18 protein-coding genes and 1 pseudogene are annotated in these 26,585 nt (G+C 60.8%); 2 read left to right on the top strand and 17 right to left on the bottom strand.

Features of this window, described 5'->3' with window-relative positions; genetic code table 11:
* Window positions 1–19: 19 nt before the first annotated feature.
* The 8 genes from BREU_RS01920 to BREU_RS01955 form a co-directional block, all read right to left on the bottom strand.
* Window positions 20–1,204 carry a cystathionine gamma-synthase gene (locus BREU_RS01920; protein ID WP_044089995.1) on the bottom strand — a complete coding sequence of 395 codons (1,185 nt, stop codon included), beginning with the start codon at window positions 1,202–1,204 and terminating at the stop codon, window positions 20–22.
* A gap of 173 nt (window positions 1,205–1,377) precedes the next feature.
* Window positions 1,378–2,448: a pyridoxal-phosphate dependent enzyme gene (locus BREU_RS01925; protein WP_044089996.1), complete on the bottom strand. Its 1,071-nt coding sequence runs from the start codon at window positions 2,446–2,448 to the stop codon at window positions 1,378–1,380.
* A gap of 798 nt (window positions 2,449–3,246) precedes the next feature.
* Window positions 3,247–4,683 carry an MATE family efflux transporter gene (locus BREU_RS01930; RefSeq protein WP_238566975.1) on the bottom strand — a complete coding sequence of 479 codons (1,437 nt, stop codon included), beginning with the start codon at window positions 4,681–4,683 and terminating at the stop codon, window positions 3,247–3,249.
* Window positions 4,684–4,828: 145 nt separating this feature from the next.
* The gene (locus BREU_RS01935) at window positions 4,829–5,632 is read right to left on the bottom strand and encodes an ABC transporter ATP-binding protein (protein WP_044090625.1); all 804 of its coding nucleotides are present in this window, start codon (window positions 5,630–5,632) and stop codon (window positions 4,829–4,831) included.
* A 196-nt stretch (window positions 5,633–5,828) separates the two neighbouring features.
* Window positions 5,829–6,650, bottom strand: a complete 822-nt coding sequence (locus tag BREU_RS01940) for an ABC transporter ATP-binding protein (RefSeq protein WP_044090624.1) — start codon at window positions 6,648–6,650, stop codon at window positions 5,829–5,831.
* Complete coding sequence (locus BREU_RS01945) at window positions 6,640–7,668, bottom strand: ABC transporter permease (RefSeq protein WP_081886490.1); 1,029 nt, start codon at window positions 7,666–7,668, stop codon at window positions 6,640–6,642. The genes BREU_RS01940 and BREU_RS01945 overlap by 11 nt, the downstream gene beginning before the upstream one ends.
* The gene (locus BREU_RS01950) at window positions 7,665–8,642 is read right to left on the bottom strand and encodes an ABC transporter permease (RefSeq protein ID WP_044090623.1); all 978 of its coding nucleotides are present in this window, start codon (window positions 8,640–8,642) and stop codon (window positions 7,665–7,667) included. Before BREU_RS01950 ends, BREU_RS01945 begins: the two co-directional genes overlap by 4 nt.
* 205 nt (window positions 8,643–8,847) lie before the next feature.
* Entirely contained in the window at window positions 8,848–10,527 is a 1,680-nt protein-coding gene (locus tag BREU_RS01955; RefSeq protein ID WP_044090622.1) for an ABC transporter substrate-binding protein, read from the bottom strand.
* A 168-nt stretch (window positions 10,528–10,695) separates the two neighbouring features.
* On the opposite strand from BREU_RS01955, the gene BREU_RS01960 reads away from it, so the two are divergent.
* Window positions 10,696–11,475: a type III pantothenate kinase gene (locus BREU_RS01960; RefSeq protein ID WP_044090621.1), complete on the top strand. Its 780-nt coding sequence runs from the start codon at window positions 10,696–10,698 to the stop codon at window positions 11,473–11,475.
* A gap of 18 nt (window positions 11,476–11,493) precedes the next feature.
* Here BREU_RS01960 and BREU_RS01965 read toward each other — a convergent pair whose 3' ends face one another.
* The 5 genes from BREU_RS01965 to BREU_RS01985 all read right to left on the bottom strand — a co-directional run bounded on the left by BREU_RS01965 (window position 11,494) and on the right by BREU_RS01985 (window position 19,277).
* Complete coding sequence (locus tag BREU_RS01965; protein ID WP_044090620.1) at window positions 11,494–12,915, bottom strand: ABC transporter substrate-binding protein; 1,422 nt, start codon at window positions 12,913–12,915, stop codon at window positions 11,494–11,496.
* Window positions 12,916–13,060: 145 nt separating this feature from the next.
* A complete protein-coding gene (locus BREU_RS01970) occupies window positions 13,061–14,407 on the bottom strand; it encodes an ABC transporter substrate-binding protein (protein WP_044090619.1) in 1,347 nt (448 codons plus the stop codon).
* 614 nt (window positions 14,408–15,021) lie between these two features.
* The gene (locus BREU_RS01975) at window positions 15,022–17,103 is read right to left on the bottom strand and encodes a beta-galactosidase (protein ID WP_044090618.1); all 2,082 of its coding nucleotides are present in this window, start codon (window positions 17,101–17,103) and stop codon (window positions 15,022–15,024) included.
* A 181-nt stretch (window positions 17,104–17,284) separates the two neighbouring features.
* On the bottom strand, window positions 17,285–18,286 hold the full coding sequence (locus tag BREU_RS01980; protein ID WP_044090617.1) for a carbohydrate ABC transporter permease: 1,002 nt from the start codon (window positions 18,284–18,286) through the stop codon (window positions 17,285–17,287).
* Between the two features lie 64 nt (window positions 18,287–18,350).
* Entirely contained in the window at window positions 18,351–19,277 is a 927-nt protein-coding gene (locus tag BREU_RS01985; RefSeq protein ID WP_044095769.1) for a carbohydrate ABC transporter permease, read from the bottom strand.
* A 319-nt stretch (window positions 19,278–19,596) separates the two neighbouring features.
* Here BREU_RS01985 and BREU_RS01990 point away from each other — a divergent pair.
* Window positions 19,597–20,585, top strand: a pseudogene (locus BREU_RS01990) (LacI family DNA-binding transcriptional regulator).
* 287 nt (window positions 20,586–20,872) lie between these two features.
* Here the strand turns inward: BREU_RS01990 and BREU_RS01995 are convergent.
* From BREU_RS01995 to BREU_RS02010, 4 genes are all read right to left on the bottom strand, one after another.
* Complete coding sequence (locus BREU_RS01995; RefSeq protein ID WP_052381984.1) at window positions 20,873–21,874, bottom strand: hypothetical protein; 1,002 nt, start codon at window positions 21,872–21,874, stop codon at window positions 20,873–20,875.
* Window positions 21,875–22,288: 414 nt separating this feature from the next.
* Entirely contained in the window at window positions 22,289–23,218 is a 930-nt protein-coding gene (locus tag BREU_RS12260; RefSeq protein WP_414133014.1) for a pseudouridine synthase, read from the bottom strand.
* A 106-nt stretch (window positions 23,219–23,324) separates the two neighbouring features.
* The gene (gene glmS, locus BREU_RS02005) at window positions 23,325–25,217 is read right to left on the bottom strand and encodes a glutamine--fructose-6-phosphate transaminase (isomerizing) (RefSeq protein ID WP_044090127.1); all 1,893 of its coding nucleotides are present in this window, start codon (window positions 25,215–25,217) and stop codon (window positions 23,325–23,327) included.
* Window positions 25,218–25,750: 533 nt separating this feature from the next.
* A complete protein-coding gene (locus tag BREU_RS02010) occupies window positions 25,751–26,572 on the bottom strand; it encodes an amino acid ABC transporter ATP-binding protein (protein ID WP_044090126.1) in 822 nt (273 codons plus the stop codon).
* Between the last annotated feature and the right edge of the window lie 13 nt (window positions 26,573–26,585).

Consider the following 26,585-nt stretch of genomic DNA (forward strand, 5'->3'; position numbering starts at 1 on the left):
GCGCACGGGGGCGCGTGATTCACAGGCGCTCGAGCGCCTGCTTGAGGTCGGCGATGAGGTCGTCGGCGTTCTCGATGCCCACCGAGATGCGGATCAGGTTGGCAGGCACCTGCAACGTGGTGCCGGCCACGGAGGCGTGGGTCATGGCCGCCGGCACCTCGATCAGGCTCTCCACACCGCCAAGCGATTCGGCGAGCGTGAAGATCTCGGTATGGTCCACGAACCGCTTGGCCGCCTCGGCACCAGCGGCCAGCTGCACGGAGACGATGCCGCCGAATCCACCGTGCATCTGGCGTGCGGCGATCTCATGGCCCGGATGGGATTCGAGGCCCGGATACCAGACGCGCTCAATCACGTCGGAGGGCTGGGATTCCAGCCATTCGGCCACCTTCAGCGCATTGGCGCTGTGGCGCTTGACACGCAGGTCCAGCGTCTTGAGACCGCGGATATCCAGCCAGGAGTCGAACGGAGAGGGCACCGCTCCGGCCGCGTTCTGCAGGAACGCCACCTTCTCGCGAGTCTCCTCGTCGTTGAGCACCACGGCACCGCCCACCACGTCGGAGTGGCCGCCGATGTACTTGGTGGTGGAGTAGACCACCGCGTCAGCGCCCTCATCCAGCGGATGCTGCAGTGCCGGGGATGCGAAAGTGTTGTCGACCACGACCTTGGTGCCATACTTGTGCGCCACTTCGGCGGTGGCTGCGATGTCGGTGATGTTCAGCAGCGGGTTGGAGGGGGTTTCGACCCACACGTACGCATAGTGCTTGGCGGCGAGTGCCGTCTCCACGGCGGCGAGGTCGGTGATGTCCACCACGTCGAGCCCCACGCCCCACGGCACGAACACCTTGGCGAGCAAACGGTAGGTGCCGCCGTATACGTCGTTGCCGAGCAGGATGTTGTCGCCGGGCTTGATGGTGGAACGCAGCAGCACGTCGATGGCGGCGAGACCCGAGGAGAAGCTCAGCGCGTATTTCGCGCCTTCCACGGAGGCGAGCTGTTCGTCGAAGCTGGTGCGCGTGGGGTTGATGGAACGCGAGTAGTCATGCCCGCCGCGCAGACCGAGCACGCCGTCCTGCTTGAAGGTGGAGGTGGCGTAGATCGGGGTCACCACGGCTCCGGTGGTCGGATCGGGCTCCTGGCCGGCGTGGATGGCACGGGTGGCAAGGGCATTGGATGCGAACTTGGCGTTGTATTCGGCGGACATGTGTTGTTCCTTTCGGTGTATTCCGTATTCGAGGGTAAGTCAGGGTTGGTCAGTGAATGCGCGTGTTGATATCAGCGTTATTGATAGCGGGTTATCGCGGGAATTGCCTTTGTTGATGCGCGGTCGATGCGGCCGCACTGGCCGCACTGGCCGCATCGACCGCTTTCCGCCAGTCAGCTTTCGCTGACGGTCTTCCCGGCCGTCTCGTCGGGGGACGGCTGGGAGAGGTATTGTTCGGCAAGCGACGGCTTGGCGGTGCGATCCACGATGTCGCCGTAGCCGTTGGCGCGCATCCAGTCGTCGTTGAAGATCTTCTCCAGGTAGCTGCGGCCGGAATCGGGGGCCAAGACCACCACCAGCTGGTTCTCGTCCAGATCGTTGGCGAGCGCGTACTTGATGGCGCTGGCCACGGCCATGCCGGACGAGCCGCCGACCAGCAGCGCCTCCTCGCCGGCGAGCCTGCGGGTCATCTCGAACGCCTCGGCATCGTTCACCTTGACGATGTCGTCGGTGATGTTCCGGTCGAAGGCCTTGGGGTAGAAGTCCTCCCCCACGCCCTCGATGTCGTATTGGTGCACGTCGGCCAGTGAATCGGCGGAGTAGATAGAGCCTTCCGGATCGGAACCGATGACCTTGACCGCACCGTTCGAGGCTTCTTTCAGATACTTGCCGGTACCGGAGATGGTGCCGCCAGTGCCGATGCCCGCCACGAAGTGCGTGACCTTATGGTCGGTGGCCTCCCAAATCTCCGGACCGGTGGTGTAGTAGTGGCTTTCCGGGCCGTTCGGATTGTCGTACTGGTTCGGACGGAAGCCGCCGGGAATCTCGTTGGCGAGGCGTTCGGCGACCTGGTAGTAGGAGCGCGGGTCGTCCGGGCCGGCATCGGTGGGTGTGACGATGACTTCGGCACCGTAGGCGCGCAGCACCGCACGCTTGGATTCGGAGACCTTGTCCGGCAGGGTGAAGATCGTACGGTATCCGCGCTGCTGGGCGACCAGGGCAAGGCCGACGCCGGTGTTGCCGGAGGTGGGCTCTACGATGACGCCGCCAGGCTTCAGTTGGCCGGACCGCTCGGCTGCATCGATGATGCGCTCGGCGATGCGATCCTTGGAGGAGCCGCCCGGATTGAAGTATTCGACCTTGACGGCGATGGTGGCTTTGACGCCGAGGCTTTGGGGGATGTGGTTGAGCTTGACGAGCGGGGTGTTGCCGATGAGTTCCGCGAGGCTGCTGTGGACGGTCATGATGGGAATCCTTTGCTGTACGGGTGACGGTTGACTGGTGGGTCTGTTGATTGTCGTGAACCGACGTCCGCAGGCGAGTGGATATGTGTGGATGACCTTGTGATGTTGAGATTCGTCGGGTTGTGTTGCGGCCGAGTTCCCGCTTCACCTGTACCCTATAGCTTTTCCTAATTACTTCACCTGCATGGCATCTTCTGCCGCTTCTTTGGCAATCAGGAAACAACAATGGCGGCCGATTCGCCGCTCTACGAATGCTCTATCTCAAGTTATGCGTCACTCACCGCTCGCCCTGGGGGCGTCGGTCAGCGACAACAACATGAGATGAACTGCATGCCTCATATGATAGCACAGGGCACACCATAGGCGTGTCGCACGTAACCGCATTCCGGACAGCAACGATTCTGCCAAGGTGCGAGGCAGATTAGCGGAATAACTTACCGCCGCCAGCCAAGACGGCAGAATCGTTGCACTCCAGAACCCCAGACCAGCAACGATTCTGCCAACGCCCACCGCACGTCGGCGCCACCAAGCCACTTCCCACCGCATCATGGCAGAAACGTTGCACTTCAACATCCAGCAACAGCAACGATTCTGCCAAGGCGCGAGGCGGATCGACAGAATGGCTTACTGCCGCCAGCCAAGACGGCAGAATCGTTGCACTCCAGAACCCCAGACCAGCAACGATTCTGCCAACGCCCACCGCACGTCGGCGCCACCAAGCCACTTCCCACCGCATCATGGCAGAATCGTTGCCCACCGACTGCGACACAGCACGACTCTCCGTCCCGGCCAGATGCATCACTCCATGCCGAGCACAGCGTCTTGTCCGCCGAGCACACGCCTGATCTCATGCCGAAAGACAACAATGGACACCAACGCCGAGGTGATGTCCGATATCGGTTCGGCGACAAACACGCCAGTGACGCCCATGAACTGCGGCAATACGAACGCCAACGGAATCAGGAGGATGATTTTGCGCAGAATGGCCAAAAACAGCGAAGGCTTGGCCAGACCCAGCCCCACCAAGGTGCATTGAACGCCACATTGGATACCGAAGATCCCCCATCCACACACGAACAGTGGCATCATCGAGCCGACGACGGCTATGATGCCAGCGTCAGCGGTGAACAACCTCGCGATCGTTTCCGGGATAATCGCGATGACCGTCACCATAGCGGACATCACCACAAGTAGCAGCCCGATGCCAAGACGGTACGCATGCCGCACACGTTTATGGTTCCGAGCTCCGTAGTTGTAGCTAATGATGGGCTGAACGCCTTGCTGCAGACCATTGTTCACCACATATATCAGCTGCATCGTGCTGGTGATGATGGTCATGGCGGCCACATAATCATCGCCACCCAACCGTTCCAGCTGCGTGTTGAACACCACGTTGATGGCACATTCCGTCAACTGCATCACAAACGGAGAAGCCCCTAAAGCCAGCACCGGCAGAATCGTCGCATCGACCTTAAACCACGTCGCGCGAAATCGTATGGCGCTACGCGATGAAGCCAGAAATGCCACGATCCATGAGGCAGAAAGGAATTGGGAGATGACGTTTGCCACAGCCGCGCCACGAACACCCATATCGAGCACGAAAATGAACACCGGGTCAAGAATCAGGCTCATGCCGGCACCAATCAGCACCGAGACCATCGCCACTTTCGCTTTACCTTGCGCCGAAATGAACGAGTTGAGTCCCAGCGTCACCTGAACGAACACGGTACCCAGCAGATAAACCCCCAGGAATTCCGAGGCATACGGCAACGTATTGGCGCTGGCACCGAACGCATCCAGAATCGGCACTTTGCCGAACTCCAACAACACGGTGAGCGTCAGCGAAATCGCCACCAGCATTGCGGCACTCGTGCCGAGAATATGCTCGGCGGCACGCACATCGCCTTTGCCCAAGGCGATAGACGCCAAGGGAGCACCACCTGACCCGACGAGCAACGCGAACGCCGCCACGGCGATAGTGATTGGGAAACAGATGCCGATGCCCGCGATGGCCAGATCGCCCACTTCGGGGATATGTGCTATGAAGAGTCGATCGACGATCGTGTACAACGCGTTCGCAGCCTGCGCCACGATCGCCGGCCCCGCCAAGGAGATCGCCAGCGGGACAATCGGCTTGGTCGCCAGATCCTTCTGAGCGTCCGTTCGGGCCTGCGGCTTCATCTGCGTCTGCGTTCGGACACACTCTTCCGCCGGAACGGCTGTCTGATCACTCATCGGCATACCTCAAAAGCTTGGAATAACGATCGAATCATAAGCTGGAATCGCGAGGGAATCGAACCGCGGTTTGCCTCCAAGCACCACTGCCAACTGCCGCATTGGCTGCCTGGTCTGACTCCCGGTTTAATCATACGAACAACGACTATAGCGAGGCGGCGGCGATGAGCTGCCGGGTGTAGTCGGACTGAGGGTCGCCGAGTACAGCCGCCGTAGGTCCGGATTCGACCACGCGGCCTTCGTTCAGCACGACGATGCGGTCGGCGATATGCTGCACGACGCCCAGATCGTGGGAGACCATGATGATCGCGGGCCTGACAGGCTCGCCGGTCGCTGAATCGATGGCCCGTGAACCCTCACCGGAGAGGATTGACTGGAAGGTCTCGAGGATCCGCACGCGCGCTGCCACGTCGATGGCGCTCATCGGCTCGTCGGCCAGGATGACGCGCGGTTCGTTGACGATGGCGCGGGCGATGGCGACGCGCTGGGCCTGCCCGCCGGACAGGTCGCATGGGTAGCGTCCGAGGAACATGCGCGGGTCAAGGCCTACGCGGGCCAGCGCCTGTACGGTCTTGCCCTCCACCTCGTCGGCTGCGAAGCCCAATGCCCGCCGGCGCAGCCACAACGGTTCGGACACCGACCGCTCGACCGTCCAACGCGGGTCGAGCGAACCGTACGGGTCCTGAAACACGATGGACGACTCGGCGCGCAAGGCCTTCATGCCCGCCGAGCCCCGGTTCACCTCGGCACCTCGATACATAATCTCGCCGGAATCCGCAGCACCTAATCCCAGCATGATGCGGGTGAGCGTGGTCTTGCCCGACCCGGATGCTCCGATCACCGCCAGGCACTCCCCCGCATGCACGTCGGCGGACACGTCGAACAGCACCTGGCGCCTGGCCGCCCGACCAAGCCCGAACAGCCCACCGCCGAACAATCCCCGATGCATGTCGCGTAAGGCAAAGGAGGCATTAACCCCTTGCGCGGACAGCAGCAGCGCACCATGACGGGCCTCATACCGTGCCGATGCAGACGAGTCGGATGACATAGACGATGCATACGGAGCATGAGACAGCCCCGAGCCACCCCGGTCCTCTGTACTGCCCGGATTCCCCGCTTCGGAATGGGGGTTAATTGTTGATGCGTCACTCATCGGACCGCTCCTTGGATTCCCCGGGTTCCTTGGCTTCCCCGACTCCGGCGTGCAACGTCAGGCTCCGCGCGGCACCAACCAGCCGCCGCGTCTCGGCTGTGGCAGGAGCAGCGAGTAGGTCGACCGTATTCCCCGACTCCACGATACGCCCGGCATCCAACACGTAGCACCGTGTGGTGGCGCGCGCCAGCACCGAGAAATCATGGGTGATGAACAGCATCGCAGCGCCGGCATCGTCCACCAGCGAGGTGAGCAGGTCCACGATCTGCCGCTGCGTGATGGAGTCAAGCGCCGTGGTCGGCTCGTCGGCGATGATGAATCGCGGCGAAGTGATGAGCGCCGTGGCGATACCCACGCGCTGCTGCTGTCCGCCGGACAGTTCATGAGGGTATTTGCCGTACGCCTCCCCCGGCAGGCCGACCTTGCCGAGCATGGCGCGCACGCGCTCGGCCCGTTCGGCCCGCGTGAGATCGTAGTGTAACCGGAGAGGAAGCGCGACCTGCTGTCCGACGGTCATCACCGGATTCAAGGCGGCGGCCGGGTTCTGGAACACCGTGCCCACGTATCGGCCGCGAAGGTCGGCGAGCGCGCGTTCGGAGGCACCCAGCACCTCCACGCCTCCCATGCTCACCGAACCGGTAGGTTCGGCATTCACGGGCAGCAGGCCGAGCATGGCCTTGGAGATCATCGATTTGCCGGAGCCCGATGAACCGATCAGCCCCACACGCTCGCCATCGACGATCCGCAGATCCACATCAGAGATGATGCGGCTGCCACCGATGGTGACGCAAAGACCACGAACATCAACGCCCATCGTATGCCTCCCCGCCGTTATGCTCACCGCCGCGAATCGCAACAGCAGCCGCGTTCCCAGCGTGGTTCTCCGTGGTTTCACATGACTGAGATGCCTCGACCACCTTATCCGTTTCGAAAATGCCATTGGGCATGCAGCCCCGGCCGGCCTTGCCGTCCCCTTCCTCAACCCGACGCAACGCGGGATTGGCTACGGGATCGATGGCGTCACGCAGCACGTCGCCGAACACGTTCAGCGCCACGACCACCACAGTGACGATGAGACCGGGCCACAGCACGGTCAGCGGAAATACATTGATGAGCTTGACCGAGGTGGCCAGCGAATGCCCCCAGCTCGGCACGCCGGAGGGCACGCCGATGCCAAGATATGTGAGCCCCGATTCGGCAAGTACCGCCGTGCCGGCGGACAAGGAAAGCTGCACGGCAAGCACCGGCAGGATGTTGGGGATGATGTGGCTGACCAGCACCCGCCATCCGCCGGCCCCGTTCGACAAAGCCGATTCCACATAGGACGAACGAGCGGCGAGCAACGCGGCAGGCCGCGCGATTCGCGCCAGATTGAGCCCGTACCCGAATCCGCAGGCGATGACGACCACCACGATCGAAGCACCTAACGGCACAGCCAGAATCAAGGCCACAAGCACTGTGGGAATGGAAATCAGCGCATCCACCAGCACGACGGCGACACTGGAAAGCGCTGCGCTACGGGCCACCATTGCGGCGACCAATGCGAGGCCCCACACGGCACAAAGCGCCACAGTGAGCAGCACGATAAGCAGATTCGTGAGCGAGCCGGCCATCAGCCAGCTGAACACATCCGCCCCGGTGCCATCAGTGCCGAGCCAATGGTCGGCGGACGGCCTGGCCCACACATGGTAGCCGTCCGTGACCCATAACGACTGAGGCGTCCATACCAGGGAGACGAGCGCCACGACTACCCACAGAGCCAGAACGATCAGCGCGAACCTGCCTTCCGCGCGACGCCAGATGGAGCGCAGTACGATGCTCAGCCCGCTCATTGACTCACCTCCGAAAGGCTTGTGGCGGTTTTCATGCGAGGGTCGAGGACACGGTGCAGCACATCCACAATCAGGCCTATTCCCAAGAAGAACGCGGCAAGCAGGAACAGCTCGCTCTGCACGGCGATCAAGTCGCGGTTGCCTACATCCGTGACCAGACCATTGCCGATGCCGGGCAGGGCGAACAGGTTTTCGATGACCATCACACCGGTGATCATCGAGGCGAACGTGAGCCCGATCACCGAGACCAATTGCGGAGTCGCAAGCCGCAAGCCCACGCGCAATACCGCCTGCGTACGTGTCATGCCGCAGGAACGGGCCATGTCGACGTATCCGGAATCCGCGAATCCTCCCAATGCGGCGCGCGTGTACCGCATGATGGAAGCCCCCACGATGATGCCTACGGACAGTGCCGGCAGTACCAGCGAAAGCAGCGCGCGACCGGGCATCGCCCAACCATCGAGCGGGAATCCCTGCGAGGGCAGGATGCCGATCAATCCCACGCCGCGCCCGAACAGCAGAATCAGCAGCAGGCCGCCCCACAATGCGGGAATCGCGCCGCCGATGATCGACATCATATGGAACAGCGCCCGCACACGGGCCGAACGGGCCAGCACAGCCGCGCAACCGAGCGGCAGTCCTATGGCGAGAGCTATCAACAGTCCCACGATGATCAGCGGAAAGGTGATGGCGGCGCGCGAGGCGACCAGCGCAGTCACCGAGCGACCGGTAAGGATCGACGTGCCGAAGTCGCCGCGCACCAAAGCACCCATCCAATCACCGTACTGCTCGACCAACGACCTGTTCAGCCCGAGCTGCTCGCGCAGCTGAGCCACACGTGCGGGCGAGGCGTTGACGCCCGCCATCACGGAGGCCACATCACCCGGCAGGATGCGCAGCGCGGCAAAGATCACGATGGACAATCCGAACAACGCCACGACGAACAGCGCCAGACGGTGAATCACGAACCGCATCGCCAGTCTCCTTTCCTTGGCATTCGGATGATTTCGGAGATCTTCTCAGTTACCTTTGGTGATACCTTTAGTGATACCTTTGGTGATACCTATGGTGATACCTATGGTGACATCTATGGTGACGGCTCCCCTCGGTCGCTTCGCGACAGCTCCCATCGCGACAGCCCCCATCGGAGAGAGGAGCCGAGGTTTTCGCGAGCCGCGGCTACTTGGTGTACGTCACGTCGTACAGCGGCATCACCGTCTGATTCAGGTCGAACGGGAAGCCTTCGACCCCTTTGGCGGTGGCGGTGGTGACACGGTAGTTGAACAGCCAGTCGGCCGGGGCGTCCTCGGAGATGAGCTTCGCGGCCTCGGCGAACTTGGCGTCGCGCTCCTTGTCGGAGGTGGCGGCCACGCCCTCGTTGTACAGCTTCTGCACGTCCTTGTTGTCGTAGCCGAAGTAGTAGGTCGGATCGGCCCAGGAATAGAAGTCGTGGCTTTCGTTGTGGTCCACGAGCGAGATGTCGAAGTCGTGGTTGGTGTACACGTCCTGAAGCCAGGTGGAGAACTCCACCACATTCACCTTGAGGTCGATGCCGATGGGCTTCAGCTGCGAGCGCAGCTGGTCGCCGAGCTCGGTGCCGTAGATGTTCGCATAGGTCAAGCTCAGTTCGAGCGGCTTATCGGTGGAATAGCCGGCCTCGGCCATCAATGACTTGGCCTTGGCCTGATCGTACGGGTAGAGGCCGGTCAGGTCCTCGTATCCGGGGTCGAGGGACGGGATCGGGCCGCCGAGCGCCTTGTCAGCGCCGCCGCGTGAGGCGATGATCTCCTTGTGGTTGATCGCGTAGCGGATGGCCTGGCGAATGCGCTTGTCGGCAAGCTTGGAGCCGGAGGCGTTGTTGAAGGCGAGCACGTACTTGTCGGTGCCGTTGCCCGCCTTGACCGTGTATTTGTCCGGATCGGACGCGAACGGCTCGGCCAGGGTCTCGGTGATCGGGGCGAGCACCTGCACGTCGCCGGATTTGAGGGCGTTAACCGCAGCATTGTCGTCGGCCAGGTAATTGATGACCACCGTGGGCGTCTTGGCCTTGTTATTGCCCCAGTACTTCTCGTTGGCCTTGAGGGTGATCGAGCTGTTCTCGACGAACTTGGACACGGTGTACGGGCCGGAGCCGATGGCCTGGGTCTTGAGGTCGTACTTGGCGTCCTTGTCGAACACCAGACCCGCGCGGCCGGTCAGCGTCCACAGCAGGTTGGAGTTCGGGGTCTTCAGGGTCATGACTACGGTGTCGGCGTCCTTGGCCTCGACCTTGATCACGGCGGCGAGCGCCTCGGCGTCATGATACTGCTTGGCGATGAGCTCGTTGATGGACCAGGCCACATCCTCGGCATCCAGCTTGTCGCCGTTGGAGAAGGTCATGTTCTTGTTGAGGTGGAAGGTGTAGGTCAGGCCGTCCTTGGATTCCTCCCAGCTGGAGGCGATGGCGGGGGCCACCTGGTTCTTGGAGTCGCGCGCCACGATGCCTTCGTACACGTTGCCGATGAGCACCTGGTCAAGCGCGGAGCCAGCGGTGGTGCGGATGTCGAGGTTGGTGGGGGCGAGCTTGAGGCCGACGGTCACGCTGTCGGCATATTTGGCGCCGGATGCGCCGGATGTGTCCGTCTGCCCTTCGTCGTTCGCGGAAAAGGCGAACGTGACGCCCACGACGACCGCGATCGCCGCGATGACTGCAATCAGGGAGATCAGCCACCACTTGGGACCGTTCTTCTTCGGGTTCTTCGCTCGTGCGGCGAGGCTGGCGTCCGTGGTCGCCGCAGTCGTGGATTCGGTACCGTTCGCTCCGGTTGCGCCGCTGCCGGCGTGCGCACCATTATCTTGTGCACCATTGTCTTGTGACATGGGTATTCCTCTGTGATTCTTGATATTCAATATGCACTATGCATGGTTATGAACATATGCAGTTCCAATAAGCCGGTTGGCCGCCCAGTCGGGTCGACCACCGCTGCCCCATCATAGACGCGGGAGTAGAATAACCCTTGAAATCCATCTCGACGTTGGAGGGTTATCATGCTGGTGGCCGTCGATATCGGCAACACGAACATCGTCATCGGTTTTTTGGATGGCAAGTCGGGCAATACGAATGTGGGCACGTACCGCATTACGTCGAAAGCAAATCACACGTCTGACGAATACGGGCTGTTCCTCACGGAATTCCTGCATATGAGCGGATTCACCCCGGATGATGTGGATGATGTAATCATCTGTTCGGTGGTGCCGAAGGTGATGCATTCCTTCCGCTCCTCAATCATCAAGTTCTTCGGACTCGATCCCATGGTGATAGGCCCCGGCGTCAAGACCGGCATGAATGTGCGCGTGGACGACCCGAAGTCCCTGGGTGCCGACATCCTGGCCGACTGCGCGGGCGCCTACAACGAATATGGCGGCCCGGTACTGGTGGCCGATTTCGGTACGGCGACCACATTCACCCATGTGGACGCCAACGGCGTGATCGATGCCGGCGTAATCACCACCGGCATCCGGACCGGTGCCGCGGCCCTGTGGGGCGACACCGCGCAACTGCCGGAGGTGGAGATCACCCGACCGACCACGATCCTCGGCACCAACACCAAAGTGTGCATGCAGGCGGGACTGTATTACACGTTCCTGGGCGGCGTGGAGCGCACCATCGAGCAGTTCCGCAAGGAGCTCGGCGGCGAGGACTTCACGGTGATCGCCACCGGCGGTCTCGGGCGCGTGTTCGAGGGCGACACCGATGAGATCGACGTCTACGACCCCGATCTCATCTTCAAGGGCATGGCGCATATCTACGCACGCAACATGCGGTAGTGGGTTAGGCTATGTTGTCTATTTGATGGTGAAGCCCTGATTGAATCCGTATTCCTTCAGGTCCTTCTGCCATTGGGCGAGTCCCGTTTCAAGGCTGATCTTCTTGCCCGGATCCGTCAGAGGCTGCAAAGGCTTGCCGTTGGCGTCCTTCCGCCCCAGATCGATGTCGGCCTGCCGAAGCTGGTACGCCTGGAAGTCGCTTGTCCACTTGTAGGACTTGCCTACGGTGGATTCGAAATCACTGCGCGCATATACCTCGAATGGCAGATACTGGTATCCCACGGATACGTCCTCGGCGGCCTCGGAAAGTACTCGGTTGAACTTCTGCCCCCCGAAATAGGGGATTTCGATGCCATCATCATTCGTGATGGTGGTCTTGTCCAGGAAACTCTCGGAATTCAGCGTGGCATAGTCGGCGGGGAATGCGCCGCCGGCCACGCGCGCACTGATGCCCTGCGCATCATGGGCGACAAAGTCAACGAATCGGTATGCCGCGTCCGGCTTGCGGGTGAGCTGCAATACGGTCAACGCGGAGCCACCGCTTTCCGCGTTGGCTGGTTGACCGTCATAGGTAGGCATTGTGGTCACGCGCCATAGGCCTGCCGCGCCCGGCACGTTGGCGAGCAGCAATGATGGCATCCAGGCTCCCATGAACACGGATGCGATGGTCCCGTTGCCCACACGTGTTTTCCACCGGTCGGACCATGTGGCTGACGTGGTGTCGACTAGCCCCTCATCGATCATGCGCTGCCAGAATTCGGTGAATCGCTGGGTTCCGGCATCATGCTCAAGATCGATGGTGACGGTTTTCCCATCGGTCGACGTGTGGAACGGCTGGCCTCCGGCGAGCCAGATCATCGCATCGTAGAAGCTGCCGTCTCCCGCATCGGCTGCGATATAAACGCCGATGTCCTTGAGTTTTTTCGCAGCCTCGTAGTAGTCATCCCATGTCTTGATCTGCGTGGCATCGACGCCGGCCTGGGTGAAGATGTCGTCATTGTAGAAGAACCCCATCGGACCGGAGTCCATCGGCAGACCGTATATTCGTCCGGCAAGCTGCACCGAGGCCCATGTACCGCCCGTGTAGAAGTTGGCGTAATCGGAGCCAAGACGGTCGGTCAGGTCGAGCAGTTGGCCGGAGACCGCATACTGCGGCAATGCATAGTATTCGATCTGCGCCACGTCAGGGGTGCCGTATCCGTCCTGGATGGCGGTGTTGAGATTGTTGTAGCCGGAAATGTTCGTCCAATTGACCTTGATGTCCGGATTGGCCTTTTCGAATCGACTGATGACCTTGCCCATGCTGGGTTCCCAGCTCCACACGGTGATCTGCGTGCGATTGTCCTGCGTGGCCTGCCCGCATGAGGCAAGGGATACGGAAAGGATTGCAGCCACAACTGCCGTAGCCATTCTTGAAAGTCGCCGTCCGATCATGCCCATGGTGCAGAGTCTACTATCATCCTCTGAATCGGCCGAAAGGGGGGCAATGCAAATACGACGAGCCCCTGAGGCATGCACCTCAGGGGCTCGTTCAATCGGAAACGGTATGGGGAACCGTCAGATCATCAGGCTTTGCCTCATTGGCTTACTTGACGGTGAAGCCCTGATCCTTGCCGTAATCCTGCAGGGCCTTCTGCCAAGCGGCTACACCATCGGCGAGCTTCTGGTCGCCGGTGTAGGACTTGCCGACGTAGTCGCCGAAGATAGTGCGGGCCTTGACCTCGAAGGGCAGGAACTGGTAGTCGGAGGACACGTTCTCAGCCGCCTGGGCGAGGACCTCGTTGTACTTCTGGCCGCCGAAGTAGTCGACGTCCTGACCATCGGCGTTCTTGACGGTGGTGGCGTTCTTGAAGGAATCAGCCTCCATGGAAGCCTTGTCAGCCGGGAAGGCGCCACCGGCCACACGGGTGGCCACACCGTCGCCGTGGTTCGCGTACTCGATGAACTTGTAGGCGGCCTCGGCCTTCTTGGAGGAGGCGAGCACAGCCAGCGAAGAACCGCCGTTCTCGGAGTTGGTGGCGGAGCCGTCAGCAGTCGGCATCTGGGTCACGCGCCACTTGCCGGCGCCACCGGCAGCGGAGTTGGCCAGGTTGGCCGGCATCCAGGCACCGGTGAGCAGGGAGGCGATGGTGCCATCGACCATGCCCTTGAACCAATCCTCGGACCAGCCGGCGGTCTTGGTGTCGAGCAGGCCCTCATCGAGCAGCTTCTGCCAGTATTCGTTGAACTTCTGCACGTTCTCGTCACCGGTCAGGTTGATGGTGACTTCGGAGCCGTCGGAGGAGGTCTTGAACGGCTGTCCGCCGGCGAGCCAGGTCATCGAGTCGTAGAAGCCTGCGTCACCAGTGTCGGAAGTGATGTAGTAGTTGTCGCCAAGGGCGTGAATCTTCTTGGCGGCCTCGTAGTAGTCATCCCAGGTCTTGATCTGCTCGGCGTCAACGCCGGCCTTGTCGAAGACCTCCTTGTTGTAGAAGAAGGCCATTGGGCCGGAATCCATCGGCAGGCCGTAGACCTTGCCGCCGAACTGCACGGATGCCCACGGGCCAGGGGTGTAGAAGTCCTCGAAGCCGGAGGTCTTGTCGGTGATGTCAAGCAGGTTGCCCTTGATGGCGTACTGCGGGATGGCGTAGTACTCGACCTGGGCCACATCCGGGGCGCCCGAGCCGGCCTCGATGGCGTTGTCTAGCTGCGTGTATTCCTTGGTGTTGGTGCCGACGTTCTTCAGGTCGACCTTGATGCCGGTCTCCTTGGTGAAATCCTTGGCGACCTGGGTCAGCGTGGGCTCCCAAGCCCACACGGTGATCTCCTGCACATCACTCTCCTGTGCAGGCTGGCTGCTGGAGTTGCTGTCGGAACCGCAGGCGGCAACGGATACCAGCATGGTCACGGCGCCAGTAAGGGCGACGGCCTTCTTTGCAGCGGTGAACTTCATCGTTCTGTTTTCCTTCCTTGAACCGTCCAGAACGATTCATATGTATGTCATTCGCAACCACCAGCTGCAATCGATTCAAATTCCTTGGAATTCCCCTCGACCCTGAGATGTGGCTCCAATCGCCATCTCCAACAACTATGATTGCGTTAACATCTGCAAGTATACACACTCCGCCAACGAACGCAAGCGCGCCAATATCGGCGTGTTATCGCAAACACTATCCACAATTCCGGAATAATTGGCGTAAGCGCTTACATTCCGGTTTGCGAAAGTAGTCTTCATCCAGTCGACAATCCGCCCCCACTACGGAGGTCAGCCAAGCATTACAACGATCGCTAGCATGCTGCGCCAGAAATGCGTCAACAAATTGACTACCCGTCAGTCCCGCTTCGCGAGGGCCAGCTCCCCTGGCAAGAGGAGCCACGATATAATCGACGAATTTCACAGGCACGGCATACTAGAACCCGGCCGGCAGACCCCAATCGAATCATGACCCATCCGGATACTGCGGCGATCGCATGGGATCCGTGCTGCGCATGTTCGCAATCTATGCCAATGCGCCGGCCTCCACACAAGGCAGAGGCCGGCGCATCAATCAGACAGCGGCGTTACCGCTACAGCTTCACCACCAGAACACCGTTGGGCCGAATCGCAGCCGTATGCTCGGATTCGTTGACCTGCGCCAGCGAAGCGACCAGCGGTTCACCTTCCACATCCACCACGGCGACCTCATGCGTGCGGTTGAACAGGAACACGAAGTGGTTCTCATCCGTGGCGTCCGCGCGCTCCACGCGCAGCACCTCACCACGGTCGTCTCCAGCAGGGGTCTCGATACCAAGCTCCTCCAGCAATGCCGGCAATGTCTTGGCGAGCCCCTCACGGCCCAGACGAGCACCGACATACGCCGCCTTGCCGTCGCCGAAGTCGTTGACGGTGACGGCTGGCGCGCCGTCGAATCCGGTCCACTTGTCCGCCTTGAAGGAGGCCACCACGTGGGCGGTATCGGCCACGGAGGTGATGACATCGGCGAAATCGTGAGCCACGGCGCCGTTGGTAAGGTCGAGATGATCCATAGCGCCCGGGAAATCGTCGCCCATGGCGGCGAACTCCTCGATGCGCACACCCACCACATCACGGATGGAGCCGGGGTAACCGCCCAGCCAGACGTGATCCTTCTCATCGACCAGACCGGTGTAATAGGTCACGAACAGCTTGCCGCCATTCGCCACATATTCACGCACACGGCGCGAGGTCTCTTCCGAAAGGATGGTCAGGCTCGGCAGCACCACAGCTTCATACTGGTCCCAGGGGCCGCGGACCGGCACCACGTCGGCGGTAAGACCGTTGTCCGCCAACGCGCGGAACCACGTAAGCGGTTCGGTCCAATGGCGTACCTCCTGAGTAGGCGTGGCGGTATGTTCCGTAGCCCACTGGGACTCGTAATCGAACACGACGGCAATCTTGGATTTGACCAGCTTGGTGTCCAACAAACCTTCGTCGGCCAGTTTGCCTAGGTCGGCACCCAGTTCGCACACATCGCGGAAGATCTGGGAGTCGGCACCCGCGTGAGGCACCATCGAGGAGTGCCACTTCTCCGCGCCGGCCTTGGACTGCCGCCACTGGAAGTAGCAGATGGCGTCGGCGCCCATGGCCAGATGCGCCAAGGAGTCGCGCACCAGTTCGCCGGGCTCCACACGATAGTTGATCGGGCGCCAGTTGACGGCCGAGGTGGAATGTTCCATCAGGAACCAGGGGTTCTTGCGCGCGATGCCGTCGGTGAGGGATGCCGAGTATGCGAGCTCATCGAGGTGAGCCTCGCCCGGCGTGAAGTAATGGTCGTTGGACACGAAGTCCACGTCATAGCCCCACTTGTCGTAATCGAGGCCGGTGCCGCCGGCGGAGACCATGAAGTTCGTGGTCTGCGGCTTGCCGGGCGTGATCTCCAGCAGTGCGTCGCGTTCGGAGCGGTAGAAGTCGAGGAGTGCGTCGCTGCTGAAGCGCTTCCAGTCGAGCAGCTTGCCCGGGTTCATGAAGTTGCCGTCGCCGATGAAGCGCGGCGGGATGATCTCGGAGAAGTTGTTCATACGCTGAGCCCAGAAGGCGGTGCCCCAGGCATCGTTCACGGCGTCGATGGTGCCGTAACGCTTTTCACACCACTTTTGGAAGGCACGCTCGGCGTCTTCGGAGTAGTCGAAGCGATTATGGCAGCCGTACTCGTTGCTCACATGCCAAGAGACCACATAAGGGTTGTCCTTGTAGTGTTCGGCCATCTTGCGGCACAGGTTGAGCGCGTAGTCCAGGAACACCGGGCTGGTGGCTCGCCAGTGCTGGCGTGCGCCAGGCTGGCAGACGTCACCGCGGTAGTCGACCCAGAGGATCTCCGGGTGGGCCTGGGTCAGCCACATCGGCGGGGATGCGGTGCCGGTTGCGAGATCGACGGCGATGCCGGCCTTGCCTAGCTTGTCGATGACGCGGTCGAGCCAATCAAAGTCATAGACACCTTCCTCGGGCTCGAGCTTGGCCCAAGAGAAGATGGCGACGGAGACCAGATTGACCCCGGCTTTCTTCATCAGTTCGATGTCCTCGTCCCAGACCTCTTCGGGCCACTGGTCGGGGTTGTAGTCGCCGCCGTACCAGATGCGGGGCTTCTGCCCCTCGAGCGGTTGCGGCCAATTGAACGTCCTATGTTCAGTCATTGGTATCGTTTGTCCTTACTTGCGTAGTGATATCTCCATCGACATTCCATCTACTTCGATGGAACAGAAGCCGGTGAGCCATGGGAAACGGCTCACCGGCCAGATACTCGCCTGCTCGCTACCGCTTATTGGGCGGAATCTGCACTATGCACAGCAGGAGGAATGTCTCCATAAGGAGGATTCACTCCTTGACTGCGCCGGCGGCGAGGCCGGACTGCCAGTACTTCTGGAGCATGAGGAACGCGATGACCAGGGGGATGATCGTGATCAGGGAGCCGGTGATCACGAGGTTCTGGATCGCCTGGCCGCCGGCGGTCGAGGCCTGGTCCTTCCACTGGTTCAGGCCGATGGTCAGCGGATACCAGTTCGAGTCCTTGAGCATGATCAACGGCAGGAAGTAGTTGTTCCACGTCGCCACGATCGTGAACAGGGCGGTCGTCACGATGCCGGGAGCCAGCAGGGGCATGCTGATCGTCCAGAACGTGCGCCACTCCGAGGCGCCGTCCACGCGTGCCGCCTCCAGCAGCTCGGTCGGCACCGCCTGCTCGCTGAAGATCCACATCAGGTACAAACCGAACGGGGAGATCAGCGAGGGGATGATCATGGCCCACGGCGTGTTCGTCAGGCCCAGCTTGGCGAACAGGAGGAACTGCGGGACCGCCAGCGCGATGCCCGGCACGCTGATCGAGCCGATGATCACCGCGAACACGGCCTTCCTGCCGGGGAAGCGGAACTTCGCCAAGGCGTAGCCGCCCATAATCGCCAGCAGGGTCGCGCCGCCCGCGCCCACCACCACGTACAGGAGCGTGTTAATAAGCCAGCGGCCGAAGATCCCCTCCTGGTAGGTGAACACCGTCACGATGTTGTCCCACAGGGCGAACGACTTGCCGAAGCCCAGGCCGAACGTCGACGTGAAGTCGGCCTGCGTCTTCGTCGCGTTGATCAGCAGGTACACGAACGGGAACAGGCAGTACACGGCGAACACCGCGCACAACACCGTCATCAGCATGGAACGCCTCGGGTTATTCACGTTCGCGAACCCGGCCTTCGCCGCGCGCCTGCGCTCCGCGGCCTCGTCCCTCTCGATCCTCCTCTGACGCTCCCTCTCCGCCTTCTTCGCGGCCCGCTCCTGGGCCCTCAGCCCCGCCGCCGACACACGGGCGGAAGTCTCAGCTGCACTCATCACGCACGCTCCTTCACGATCACAGACACAATCACAATCATCCTCGAGACAGCCACCGGGCGCATCACCTCATCTGCTCCTTCATGCTCCTCAACTGCACCGCGTACGCGATCGCCATCGTGATCACCGCCATCACAATCGCCAGGGCGGCGGCATAGTTCGACTGGTTGCCGGAGAACGACAGGTTGTACGCGTACATGTTCGGCGTGTAATACGTCGTGATCGCATTGCCCGGCACCATGCTCTGCAGAATGCTCGGCTCGTTGAACAGCTGGAACGAGCCGATGATGCTGAAGATCACCGTGATCGCCAAGGAACCCCTCAACTCCGGCAGCTTGATCGACTTGACGATCTGCCACTCGCTCGCGCCGTCGATCGAGGCCGCCTCATACAGGGAATGCGGGATCGTGGACAGCGAGCTGTAGAAGATCAGCATGTTATAACCCGTGAACTCCCACGTATTGATGTTGCCGATCGACGCCAGCAGCACACTCGGGTCGAACATGTCGATGTCCGTACCCAGGAAACCGTTCAGGGAACCCACCAGACCGTACTTCGCGCCATACACGAAACCCCAGATCAGGGTCGACACCACCGCCGGCACCGCATACGGCAGGAACGTGGAGATACGGAAGAACTTCGTGCCATGCAGCTTCATGCTGTCGATCGCCAACGCCATCGCCGCCGCAAGGAACAGCATGATCGGCACCTGCACCACCGTGAACAAGGCCACACGACCAACCGACGACCAGAACTGGCCGTCCTGCAACAGCCGCGCATAGTTCTCCACACCGACGAACCGGGTGCCGCCGATCATCTGCTTCTTGAAGAACGAGATGTAAACCGCGTACACGATCGGGATGATGAACACGAACACGAACACCACCGCAAAAGGCCACATGAACTTCCAACCACGCCAATCCGCCTTATGCTTATTCACGCGCGCCCCGTCCGTTTTCACGGAAGTGGCAGCAACATCAGCTGAGGCCATTCCAACCCCTCTCCTTCGAAGGCTGTAGACAAGTGTTCCGTCATGGCTACATCACTAAAGCCATTACGGCGGTACACCCATCCCTAACAAAAATGTTTGCGTTATCATAATAACACCATTTATCATCTTGTCCAATCACCGAACAGCCGTGTTGAATACTGTGTTTTCCTCAATGCTGGTACAATGGTCACGAAAACAATGATGTTATCGTTGCCGTTTTCGATGATGTATGACATCATACGATGTGGCGCAGCAAGCCATAGCAGCAGTCGTAGGTTCCATACCGGGGGTCATAATGGCGAAGTCTTCACAAGTCTCCATGCAGGATGTGGCGAAAACCGCAGGCGTGTCCCCCCAAACCGTATCCCGCGTGGCCAATGGCAGCGACGCGGTCAAACCGGAGACCCGTCAACGGGTCGAAGCCGTCATGCAACGCCTCGGATACCGTCCGAACTACGCCGCCCGCGCGCTCAAACGCGGCAAGTTCCAGGACATCGGCGTCGTCATGTTCAACACATCATCCTTCGGTAACTCCCGTATCTTGGATTCCATCATTTCGAGCGCCGCGGATGACGACTACTCCATCACCATCCAGACCATGCGCCACGGCTCGGAGCGCACGCTGGCCGCCGCAATCGAGCGCATGCAGCAGCAACCCGTGGATGGCGTCATCGTGGTGCTCGAGGAGCGCATCTCCGACTTCGCGGGATACAAGCCACCAAAAGAGCTCCCTGTAGTACTTATCTCCGAAGGCGCCGCAGACCACTGTCCCACGGTGGACACCGACCAATACGGCTGTTCCACCGCCATCGTGGATTATCTGATGAGCAAAGGCCACAAAACGGTGTACCACATCGCCGGCCCTGCCACATCCCGAGCCGCGGAAAGCCGCGCCCGAGGATGGCGCGAGGCGCTCGAGCAGATCGGAGCCCCGGTGCCCAGCATGTACATCGGAGACTGGTGCGCGGATTCCGGCTATCAGGCAGGCGTCGCCTTGGCTCATGACCCCGACTGCACGGCTATTTACGCTGCCAACGACCAGATGGCCTATGGCGCGATTCTCGATTGCAATCCGCCGGCAAGCGCGTGCCTGACGATGTCAGCGTCGTCGGCGTCGACGATTCGTTGGCGGACATGGTGCCACGGCTGAATCTCACCACCATGCGACTGCGGTTCAAGGATGTCGGAGCCACTGCCTTCTCCATGGTCCGCCGTCAATGCGAGGGAGAGAAAGTGCCAACCGGCATCAAAACCGTCATTCCCCCTGAACTCGTCGAACGCGGCTCTGTACGCGATTTGAGCGAGTGACTGCCTCCTGCTGAGCCGCTCTGGAACTCCGATTTCGCCGAGCGCGGGTCGAAACATAGGTTTTCGCAGTCTATGGTTTATGTTTCGACCCATTTCGAGGGTGCGGAATGGGACGAAACATAAACCGATACCATCAATAACTTATGTTTCGACCCGTATGCTGCCGGGAGAAGTCATCCGAACGACTGGCGCCGACACCCACGCCCACGCCGCGCCGACGAACAAGCCCTTCCATATGATTTCTCCCCGACCTCAGCCATCACCCTCAGCTCGCGCCATCAGCCACGCTATTCTCGCTCATACAGCCAATTGGCACCCGTCAAAGGAACCTGCGCCCGCATCAGTTTCACCCAAATTGCGTTGCTGTCTACCACATCGTCATAGGTGGCATGAACTACCGTCGTCACCCCAGCGCGCAGCAGCATATCATCCCGTGACTTCTCCGCGGCCACCACCTGGTGTATGTCACGTCGTTTCGTCATCGCTGGATCGACATATTTCCGGGCCCCATCATATTCAAGGACAATGATGCGGCCATCCGGCGTATGCCATACGAAGTCGACCCGTCGTGAATGCCACGCGTTCTCCGGATCGATAAATTCATGCTGCAATTGCGGAACGGCGAAACCGCGTTCGATCATCGTGGCGCGGCACAACGATTCCCCACCGTTTTCACTACGCGCATCTGTGTAATGGAGCAGACGAAACACCGGACCGCAATCGCTATGAAGATGATCGCATTCCTCTATAACACTCTCAGCATCAACGAGTTTGCGTCGGAACGCCGAATCAAACATGCCCAGCACCACACGAAACGGATATCGCAACGCGCAATCCACAAGAGCCCTTCCCACGGTTGTAGTCAGCACGGACACCGTCCTGTTCCCAAGAGCGAAGCGAGTGGTAAGCGCCGCATCCGAGGAGACAAAAATCGGCTTCGTCTGCGACCGCATATGCCCCTGTCTGCTTGAGTTGTATGCGACGTAAATGCTCTCATCGGTCAACAAAGACCATGGATAATCCAAATCCATCGCCGCAGCTGCGCTGAGCCCTGCATACACCCAGCTTGGATGGCAACGGGACAATGCCTCCAGCACATGCAGAATACGTTGCTTGGGATTCAGGCCGCTCCAATAGGACGACTCCGCATATATGCCACGATATGGGCTGACCACCTCACCTTTGTGCATTCGACGGACCATTCGTTTACGCGTAGCCGCATTCACGCCCGCAATGCATAATTGGATCTCGGATTGATCAGCAACACTGTCACTCGACGACTTGTTCATTATTACGACCTTCCTGAATCGGCACACGCCGATTATGGTCGACGCATCCTTGCGTCTACACCGGTATCGTACGCCGGAAAGTCGTCAGGCGTTTCACTCTAGCCGCAATGCATACAGCTTCACACGGGGCAGTTGGAAGAAACGGGTCGAAACATAAGTTTTCGCAGTCTATGGTTTATGTTTCGACCCGTTTCGAGGGTGCGGAATGGGTCGAAACATAAACCGATGCCATCAATAACTTATGTTTCGACCCGTTTTGGGAGGGATTCTGGGCTGGGCTGCCCAGCAATGCTGTACAGCCCAGCTGCGCGGTATTGCGCGGTACTGCACAGCATTGCACGGTACTAAACGGCACTGCACAGGCATTATGATTATGCAGCGACGTTCAGGGGGATACGGTGCCGCCCTGCAGGCTTATGGATGGCGACGGCATGACGCGGCTTGCAGCGGAACGCGGGAGACGAACTCACGCGGCTCATCGGTGATGGGGTCGATGAAGGCCAGCCGACGGGCGACGAGCTGCAAAGGACGGCTGAAATCGTCGTACGCACGGGTCTCTATGCGCGGGTAGAAATCATCTCCGACTATGGGCAGACCGAGCGAGTTCATATGCACCCTGAGCTGGTGGGTCTTGCCGGTACGCGGGTGCAAGGTGTAGCGACAGGTCATCGAACCTGCCGCATCGGCATGAATGCCGTCCTCGAGGCCGGCGATACGGGAGGCGTCCACGAGGCGGGAGATACCGGCGATACGGGAGATACCCGCAAGACCGGCGATGTCTGCGTCCCCCGCATCGCCGGGAAGACCGGAATGGTCTTGCCGCACAGGCGTGGTCTCAAAGCGGCACGCAGAAGCACGCACGCCATACAGGGCATGCGATGGGAGACGTACAGGTGCCACCGGCATGAGCCGTTCGCCACGTTCGATAAGGGTTTCGGCGTTGACCGTGCCGGGCTCCTCGAAGGCGGCCATGGTGCCACGCAGTTTGGTGATATGGGAACGCCGCACCAGCGGGAACGGACGCGGCGGGGCAATCGGTTCGATGGTGCCGTATCGGGGACGCGCGATCGGGCGGCAAGGGGCAAGGCATTCATATACTTTGGCGGCCTGCTTATTCTGGAACAGCATCTGGTAGGCCCCACGTGATGCCTTGTCCCGCACGAAGACCAGCACGCCGGCGGTCATGCGGTCCAAGCGGTGCGCGGGAGTGATGTCTGGCTCCCCCAGCCGCTCGCGCAACCGGATCAACGCCGTCTGCCGATACCACATACCGCGAGGCATGGTGGCCAGAAAATGCGGCTTGTCCACCACGATAATCCGCTCGTCCTCATAGAGCACGTCCAGCTCGAATGGGATATGTGGCTCCTCGGTCACGTATCGATGCGGACGTGGCATGGTTTCCTCCTAACCGACTAGTGGCTCCTTCAGCACGCCGCAGCGGCCGATAGCCTCACTCGACGGTGACGGACTTGGCGAGGTTGCGCGGCTTGTCAACGTCGTAGCCCTTGAGCTGGGCCATATCCATGGCGAACAGCTGCAACGGCACCACATCCACGAGCGGGCTCATCAGCGTCGGGCAGGCAGGACGCCAGAACACCACGTCCGCATACCGCTCCACATCGGGGTCACCCTGTTCGGCCACGGCGATGATATAGGCACCGCGAGCCTTGACCTCCTCGATACCGGAGATCACCTTGGCATGCAGCACGTTGCGTCCACGCTCCGGCGGCACGATGAACACTACCGGCTCACCCTCGTCCACCAGTGCGATCGGCCCGTGCTTGAGCTCGCCGGCGGCGAAGCCCTCGGTGAACGTGTAGGCAATCTCCTTCAGCTTCAACGCGCCCTCAAGCGCCACCGGGTAGCCGACATGACGGCCGAGGAACAGGAAGGAGCTGGCGTTCACCATGCGTTCGGCGGCTGTCTGGATGGCCTTGGGCTGGGTGTCGAGCACCCACTGGATCTTGCGCGGCATGTCCTTGAGGGAATCGAGCACCTGCCGGATCTCGTCGCGGAACATCGCGCCCTTGACCTGCGCCAGATACAGGCCCAGCAGATAGGCGGCGGTGATCTGCGCCACGAACGCCTTGGTGGAGGCTACGGCCACCTCCGGCCCTGCGTGCGTGTACAGCACCGCATCGGATTCACGCGGTATGGAGGCTCCCTGCGTGTTGCAGATGGCGAGCACCTTGGAGCCCTGTTCGCGGGCATGCCGCAGGGCCATCAGCGTGTCCATGGTCTCGCCGGACTGAGAAATGGCGACCACCAAGGTACGCGGGGTCAGAATAGGGTCACGGTAGCGGAACTCATGGGCGAGTTCCACTTCCACCGGGATGCGCACCCAGTGCTCGATGGCGTATTTGGCCACGGTGCCGGCATATGCGGCCGTGCCGCAGGCCACGACGATGATCTTGTCGATGGCCTTGAAATCATGCTCGTCGATGCGCACCTCGTCCAGTGCGATGTCGCCCTTGGCGTCGAACCGGCCCAGCAGCGTGCGCTGCACGGCGGCCGGATCCTCATGAATCTCCTTGTCCATGAAGGAATCCCAGCCGCCCTTTTCAGCGGCCGAGGCGTCCCAGTCCACGGTGTAGGTCTTGGGATTGGCCACCACGTTACCGTCGAAGTCGGTGACGACGACCTTGTCGGCGGACACGCATACGGCCTGATCCTGATCGATTTCCATGGCCTGCTTGGTGTAGGCCACGAACGCGGCCACATCAGAGCCGAGGAAGTTCTCACCCTCGCCGAGCCCCACCACCAACGGGGAGTCATGACGGGCGCCGACCACGATGTCCGGCTGGCGGCAGTCGGTGGCCAGGATGGTGAATGCGCCCTGCAGCATACGGGCCATGCGGCGGACGGCCTCGAACAGATCCGGCTTGCCCTGCTCGGCGATGATCTTGTCCACGATCTTGCCGAGCAGCTTGGCTGCCACTTCAGTGTCCGTGGCGGAGGCGAAACGGTAGCCTTCGGCCTGCAAATCGAGGCGCAGCTGGGAGGCGTTCTCGATGATGCCGTTGTGGATGATGGCCACCTTGCCGTCCATGCTGGTGTGCGGGTGGGCGTTCACATCGCTCGGCTCGCCGTTCGTGGCCCAACGCGTATGGCCGATGCCCACGGTGGCAAGCGGCATGGGCTTGCGCTCGATGTCTGCGACCAGGTTCTTCAGTCGGCCGGCCTTCTTGCGCACGGCCACCGTATCCATACCAGGCGCGCTCAGCGCCACACCGGCCGAATCATAGCCACGGTATTCCAACCGCGCCAGACCCTGAAGACACACCTCAAGCGGCTTGCCGCACGCGGTTTCGACATTTCCTGCATATCCAACAATTCCACACATGGCTCACCAGCCTAGCGGACGCATATGTCCTGAGTCGAACAACCCGGCCTGTTGCAATACTATCGTCACATCTCAAAGCACTCAGGAAAACCGAGCCACCGGCCTCAACCGGCCGCCGGCCCCGCTCACTCCGCACACGTTCCGGGCATGCCTTTGTCACTTATCACAAGTTCCGGGCATACCTCCACTGACTATCACAAGTTCCGGGCATATCCCTACCAATTATTCTGGGCATATCGATACAAAATACGGCGTTCTGGGCATATGCGGTTCACGAACGACGGCGAAACCGCCCTTTCGTGATACGTATATGCCCAGAACGCCTAGAGACGTCATCCCTATGGTGGTGATATGCCCAGAATCCGTCCTTCCCCTTCCCGTTTAAGAGAGGGAAAAAGAACTTATCCTGTGCTGAGGTAATATGAACAGCCTTTCTACAGCACATGCTGCGGAGCCGTAAAACGGACAGTCCAGTGGACTGTACGTAGGCGACGCCGAAGCACGACAGTGCTGAGGTAATATGAACAGCCTTTCTACAGCACATGCTGTAGAAAGTCCTTAAACCTCGGCTCGGTCGGATGTTCGATGATCTCGGGGCCGCCCTTTTCCACGACGACTCCCCCATCCATGAACACCACCTGGTCGGCGACCTCACGGGCGAATCCGATCTCGTGGGTCACGCACACCATCGTCATGCCATCCTTGGCGAGCGAACGCATGACGCTCAGCACTTCGCCCACGAGCTCGGGATCGAGCGCGGAGGTCGGCTCATCGAACAGCATGATCTCGGGCTTCATGGCCAACGCGCGGGCGATGGCCACGCGCTGCTGCTGTCCGCCGGACAGCTGCGCGGGGTAATAGTCGAGACGATCACCGAGGCCGACGCGCTCCAATTCGGCGACGGCAAGATCGTGGGCCTCCTTCTTGGGCATGCGCTTGACGTGGACCGGCGCCTCCATCACGTTCTCCAGCGCGGTCATATGCGGGAACAGGTTGAACCGCTGGAAGACCATGCCGAGACGGGAACGCTGGGCGGCGATCTCCTTGTCGTTCAGGGTCTGCAGCATGTCCTGGCCGTTCTTGTCGACATGCTTGTAGCCGATGAGTTCGCCGTTGACTTCGATGGAGCCCCCGGTCAGCGTCTCCAATTGGTTGACGAGACGCAGGAAGGTGGACTTTCCGGAGCCGGAAGGTCCCAGGATCACGGTCACCGTGCCGGGCATGACGGTCAGGTCGATGCCTTTGAGCACGTGGAGGGAACCGAATGCCTTGTGCACCTGGGTGGCCCTGATGGCGGGGACGACGCCGGCGGCCTGGTTCGGGAGCCCGGTCTGGAACGCAGTTGTTTCAGTCATGATGATTGCCTCT

It is taken from the genome of Bifidobacterium reuteri DSM 23975 (assembly GCF_000741695.1).
GTDB classification, from domain to species: Bacteria; Actinomycetota; Actinomycetes; order Actinomycetales; family Bifidobacteriaceae; genus Bifidobacterium; species Bifidobacterium reuteri.

What these genes read in the sequence shown, in the direction of transcription:
- BREU_RS01930 (WP_238566975.1), bottom strand. Translation starts at nt 4,683, where the DNA reads ATGAGTGATCAGACAGCCGTTCCGGCGGAAGAGTGTGTCCGAACGCAG.
- BREU_RS01920 (WP_044089995.1), bottom strand. Translation starts at nt 1,204, where the DNA reads ATGTCCGCCGAATACAACGCCAAGTTCGCATCCAATGCCCTTGCCACC.
- BREU_RS01975 (WP_044090618.1), bottom strand. Translation starts at nt 17,103, where the DNA reads ATGACTGAACATAGGACGTTCAATTGGCCGCAACCGCTCGAGGGGCAG.
- BREU_RS02010 (WP_044090126.1), bottom strand. Translation starts at nt 26,572, where the DNA reads ATGACTGAAACAACTGCGTTCCAGACCGGGCTCCCGAACCAGGCCGCC.
- BREU_RS01950 (WP_044090623.1), bottom strand. Translation starts at nt 8,642, where the DNA reads ATGCGGTTCGTGATTCACCGTCTGGCGCTGTTCGTCGTGGCGTTGTTC.
- BREU_RS01985 (WP_044095769.1), bottom strand. Translation starts at nt 19,277, where the DNA reads ATGGCCTCAGCTGATGTTGCTGCCACTTCCGTGAAAACGGACGGGGCG.
- glmS (WP_044090127.1), bottom strand. Translation starts at nt 25,217, where the DNA reads ATGTGTGGAATTGTTGGATATGCAGGAAATGTCGAAACCGCGTGCGGC.
- BREU_RS01945 (WP_081886490.1), bottom strand. Translation starts at nt 7,668, where the DNA reads ATGAGCGGGCTGAGCATCGTACTGCGCTCCATCTGGCGTCGCGCGGAA.
- BREU_RS01960 (WP_044090621.1), top strand. Translation starts at nt 10,696, where the DNA reads ATGCTGGTGGCCGTCGATATCGGCAACACGAACATCGTCATCGGTTTT.
- BREU_RS01980 (WP_044090617.1), bottom strand. Translation starts at nt 18,286, where the DNA reads ATGAGTGCAGCTGAGACTTCCGCCCGTGTGTCGGCGGCGGGGCTGAGG.
- BREU_RS01965 (WP_044090620.1), bottom strand. Translation starts at nt 12,915, where the DNA reads ATGGGCATGATCGGACGGCGACTTTCAAGAATGGCTACGGCAGTTGTG.
- BREU_RS01970 (WP_044090619.1), bottom strand. Translation starts at nt 14,407, where the DNA reads ATGAAGTTCACCGCTGCAAAGAAGGCCGTCGCCCTTACTGGCGCCGTG.
- BREU_RS01995 (WP_052381984.1), bottom strand. Translation starts at nt 21,874, where the DNA reads ATGAACAAGTCGTCGAGTGACAGTGTTGCTGATCAATCCGAGATCCAA.
- BREU_RS01955 (WP_044090622.1), bottom strand. Translation starts at nt 10,527, where the DNA reads ATGTCACAAGACAATGGTGCACAAGATAATGGTGCGCACGCCGGCAGC.
- BREU_RS01925 (WP_044089996.1), bottom strand. Translation starts at nt 2,448, where the DNA reads ATGACCGTCCACAGCAGCCTCGCGGAACTCATCGGCAACACCCCGCTC.
- BREU_RS01935 (WP_044090625.1), bottom strand. Translation starts at nt 5,632, where the DNA reads ATGCATCGGGGATTGTTCGGCGGTGGGCTGTTCGGGCTTGGTCGGGCG.
- BREU_RS01940 (WP_044090624.1), bottom strand. Translation starts at nt 6,650, where the DNA reads ATGGGCGTTGATGTTCGTGGTCTTTGCGTCACCATCGGTGGCAGCCGC.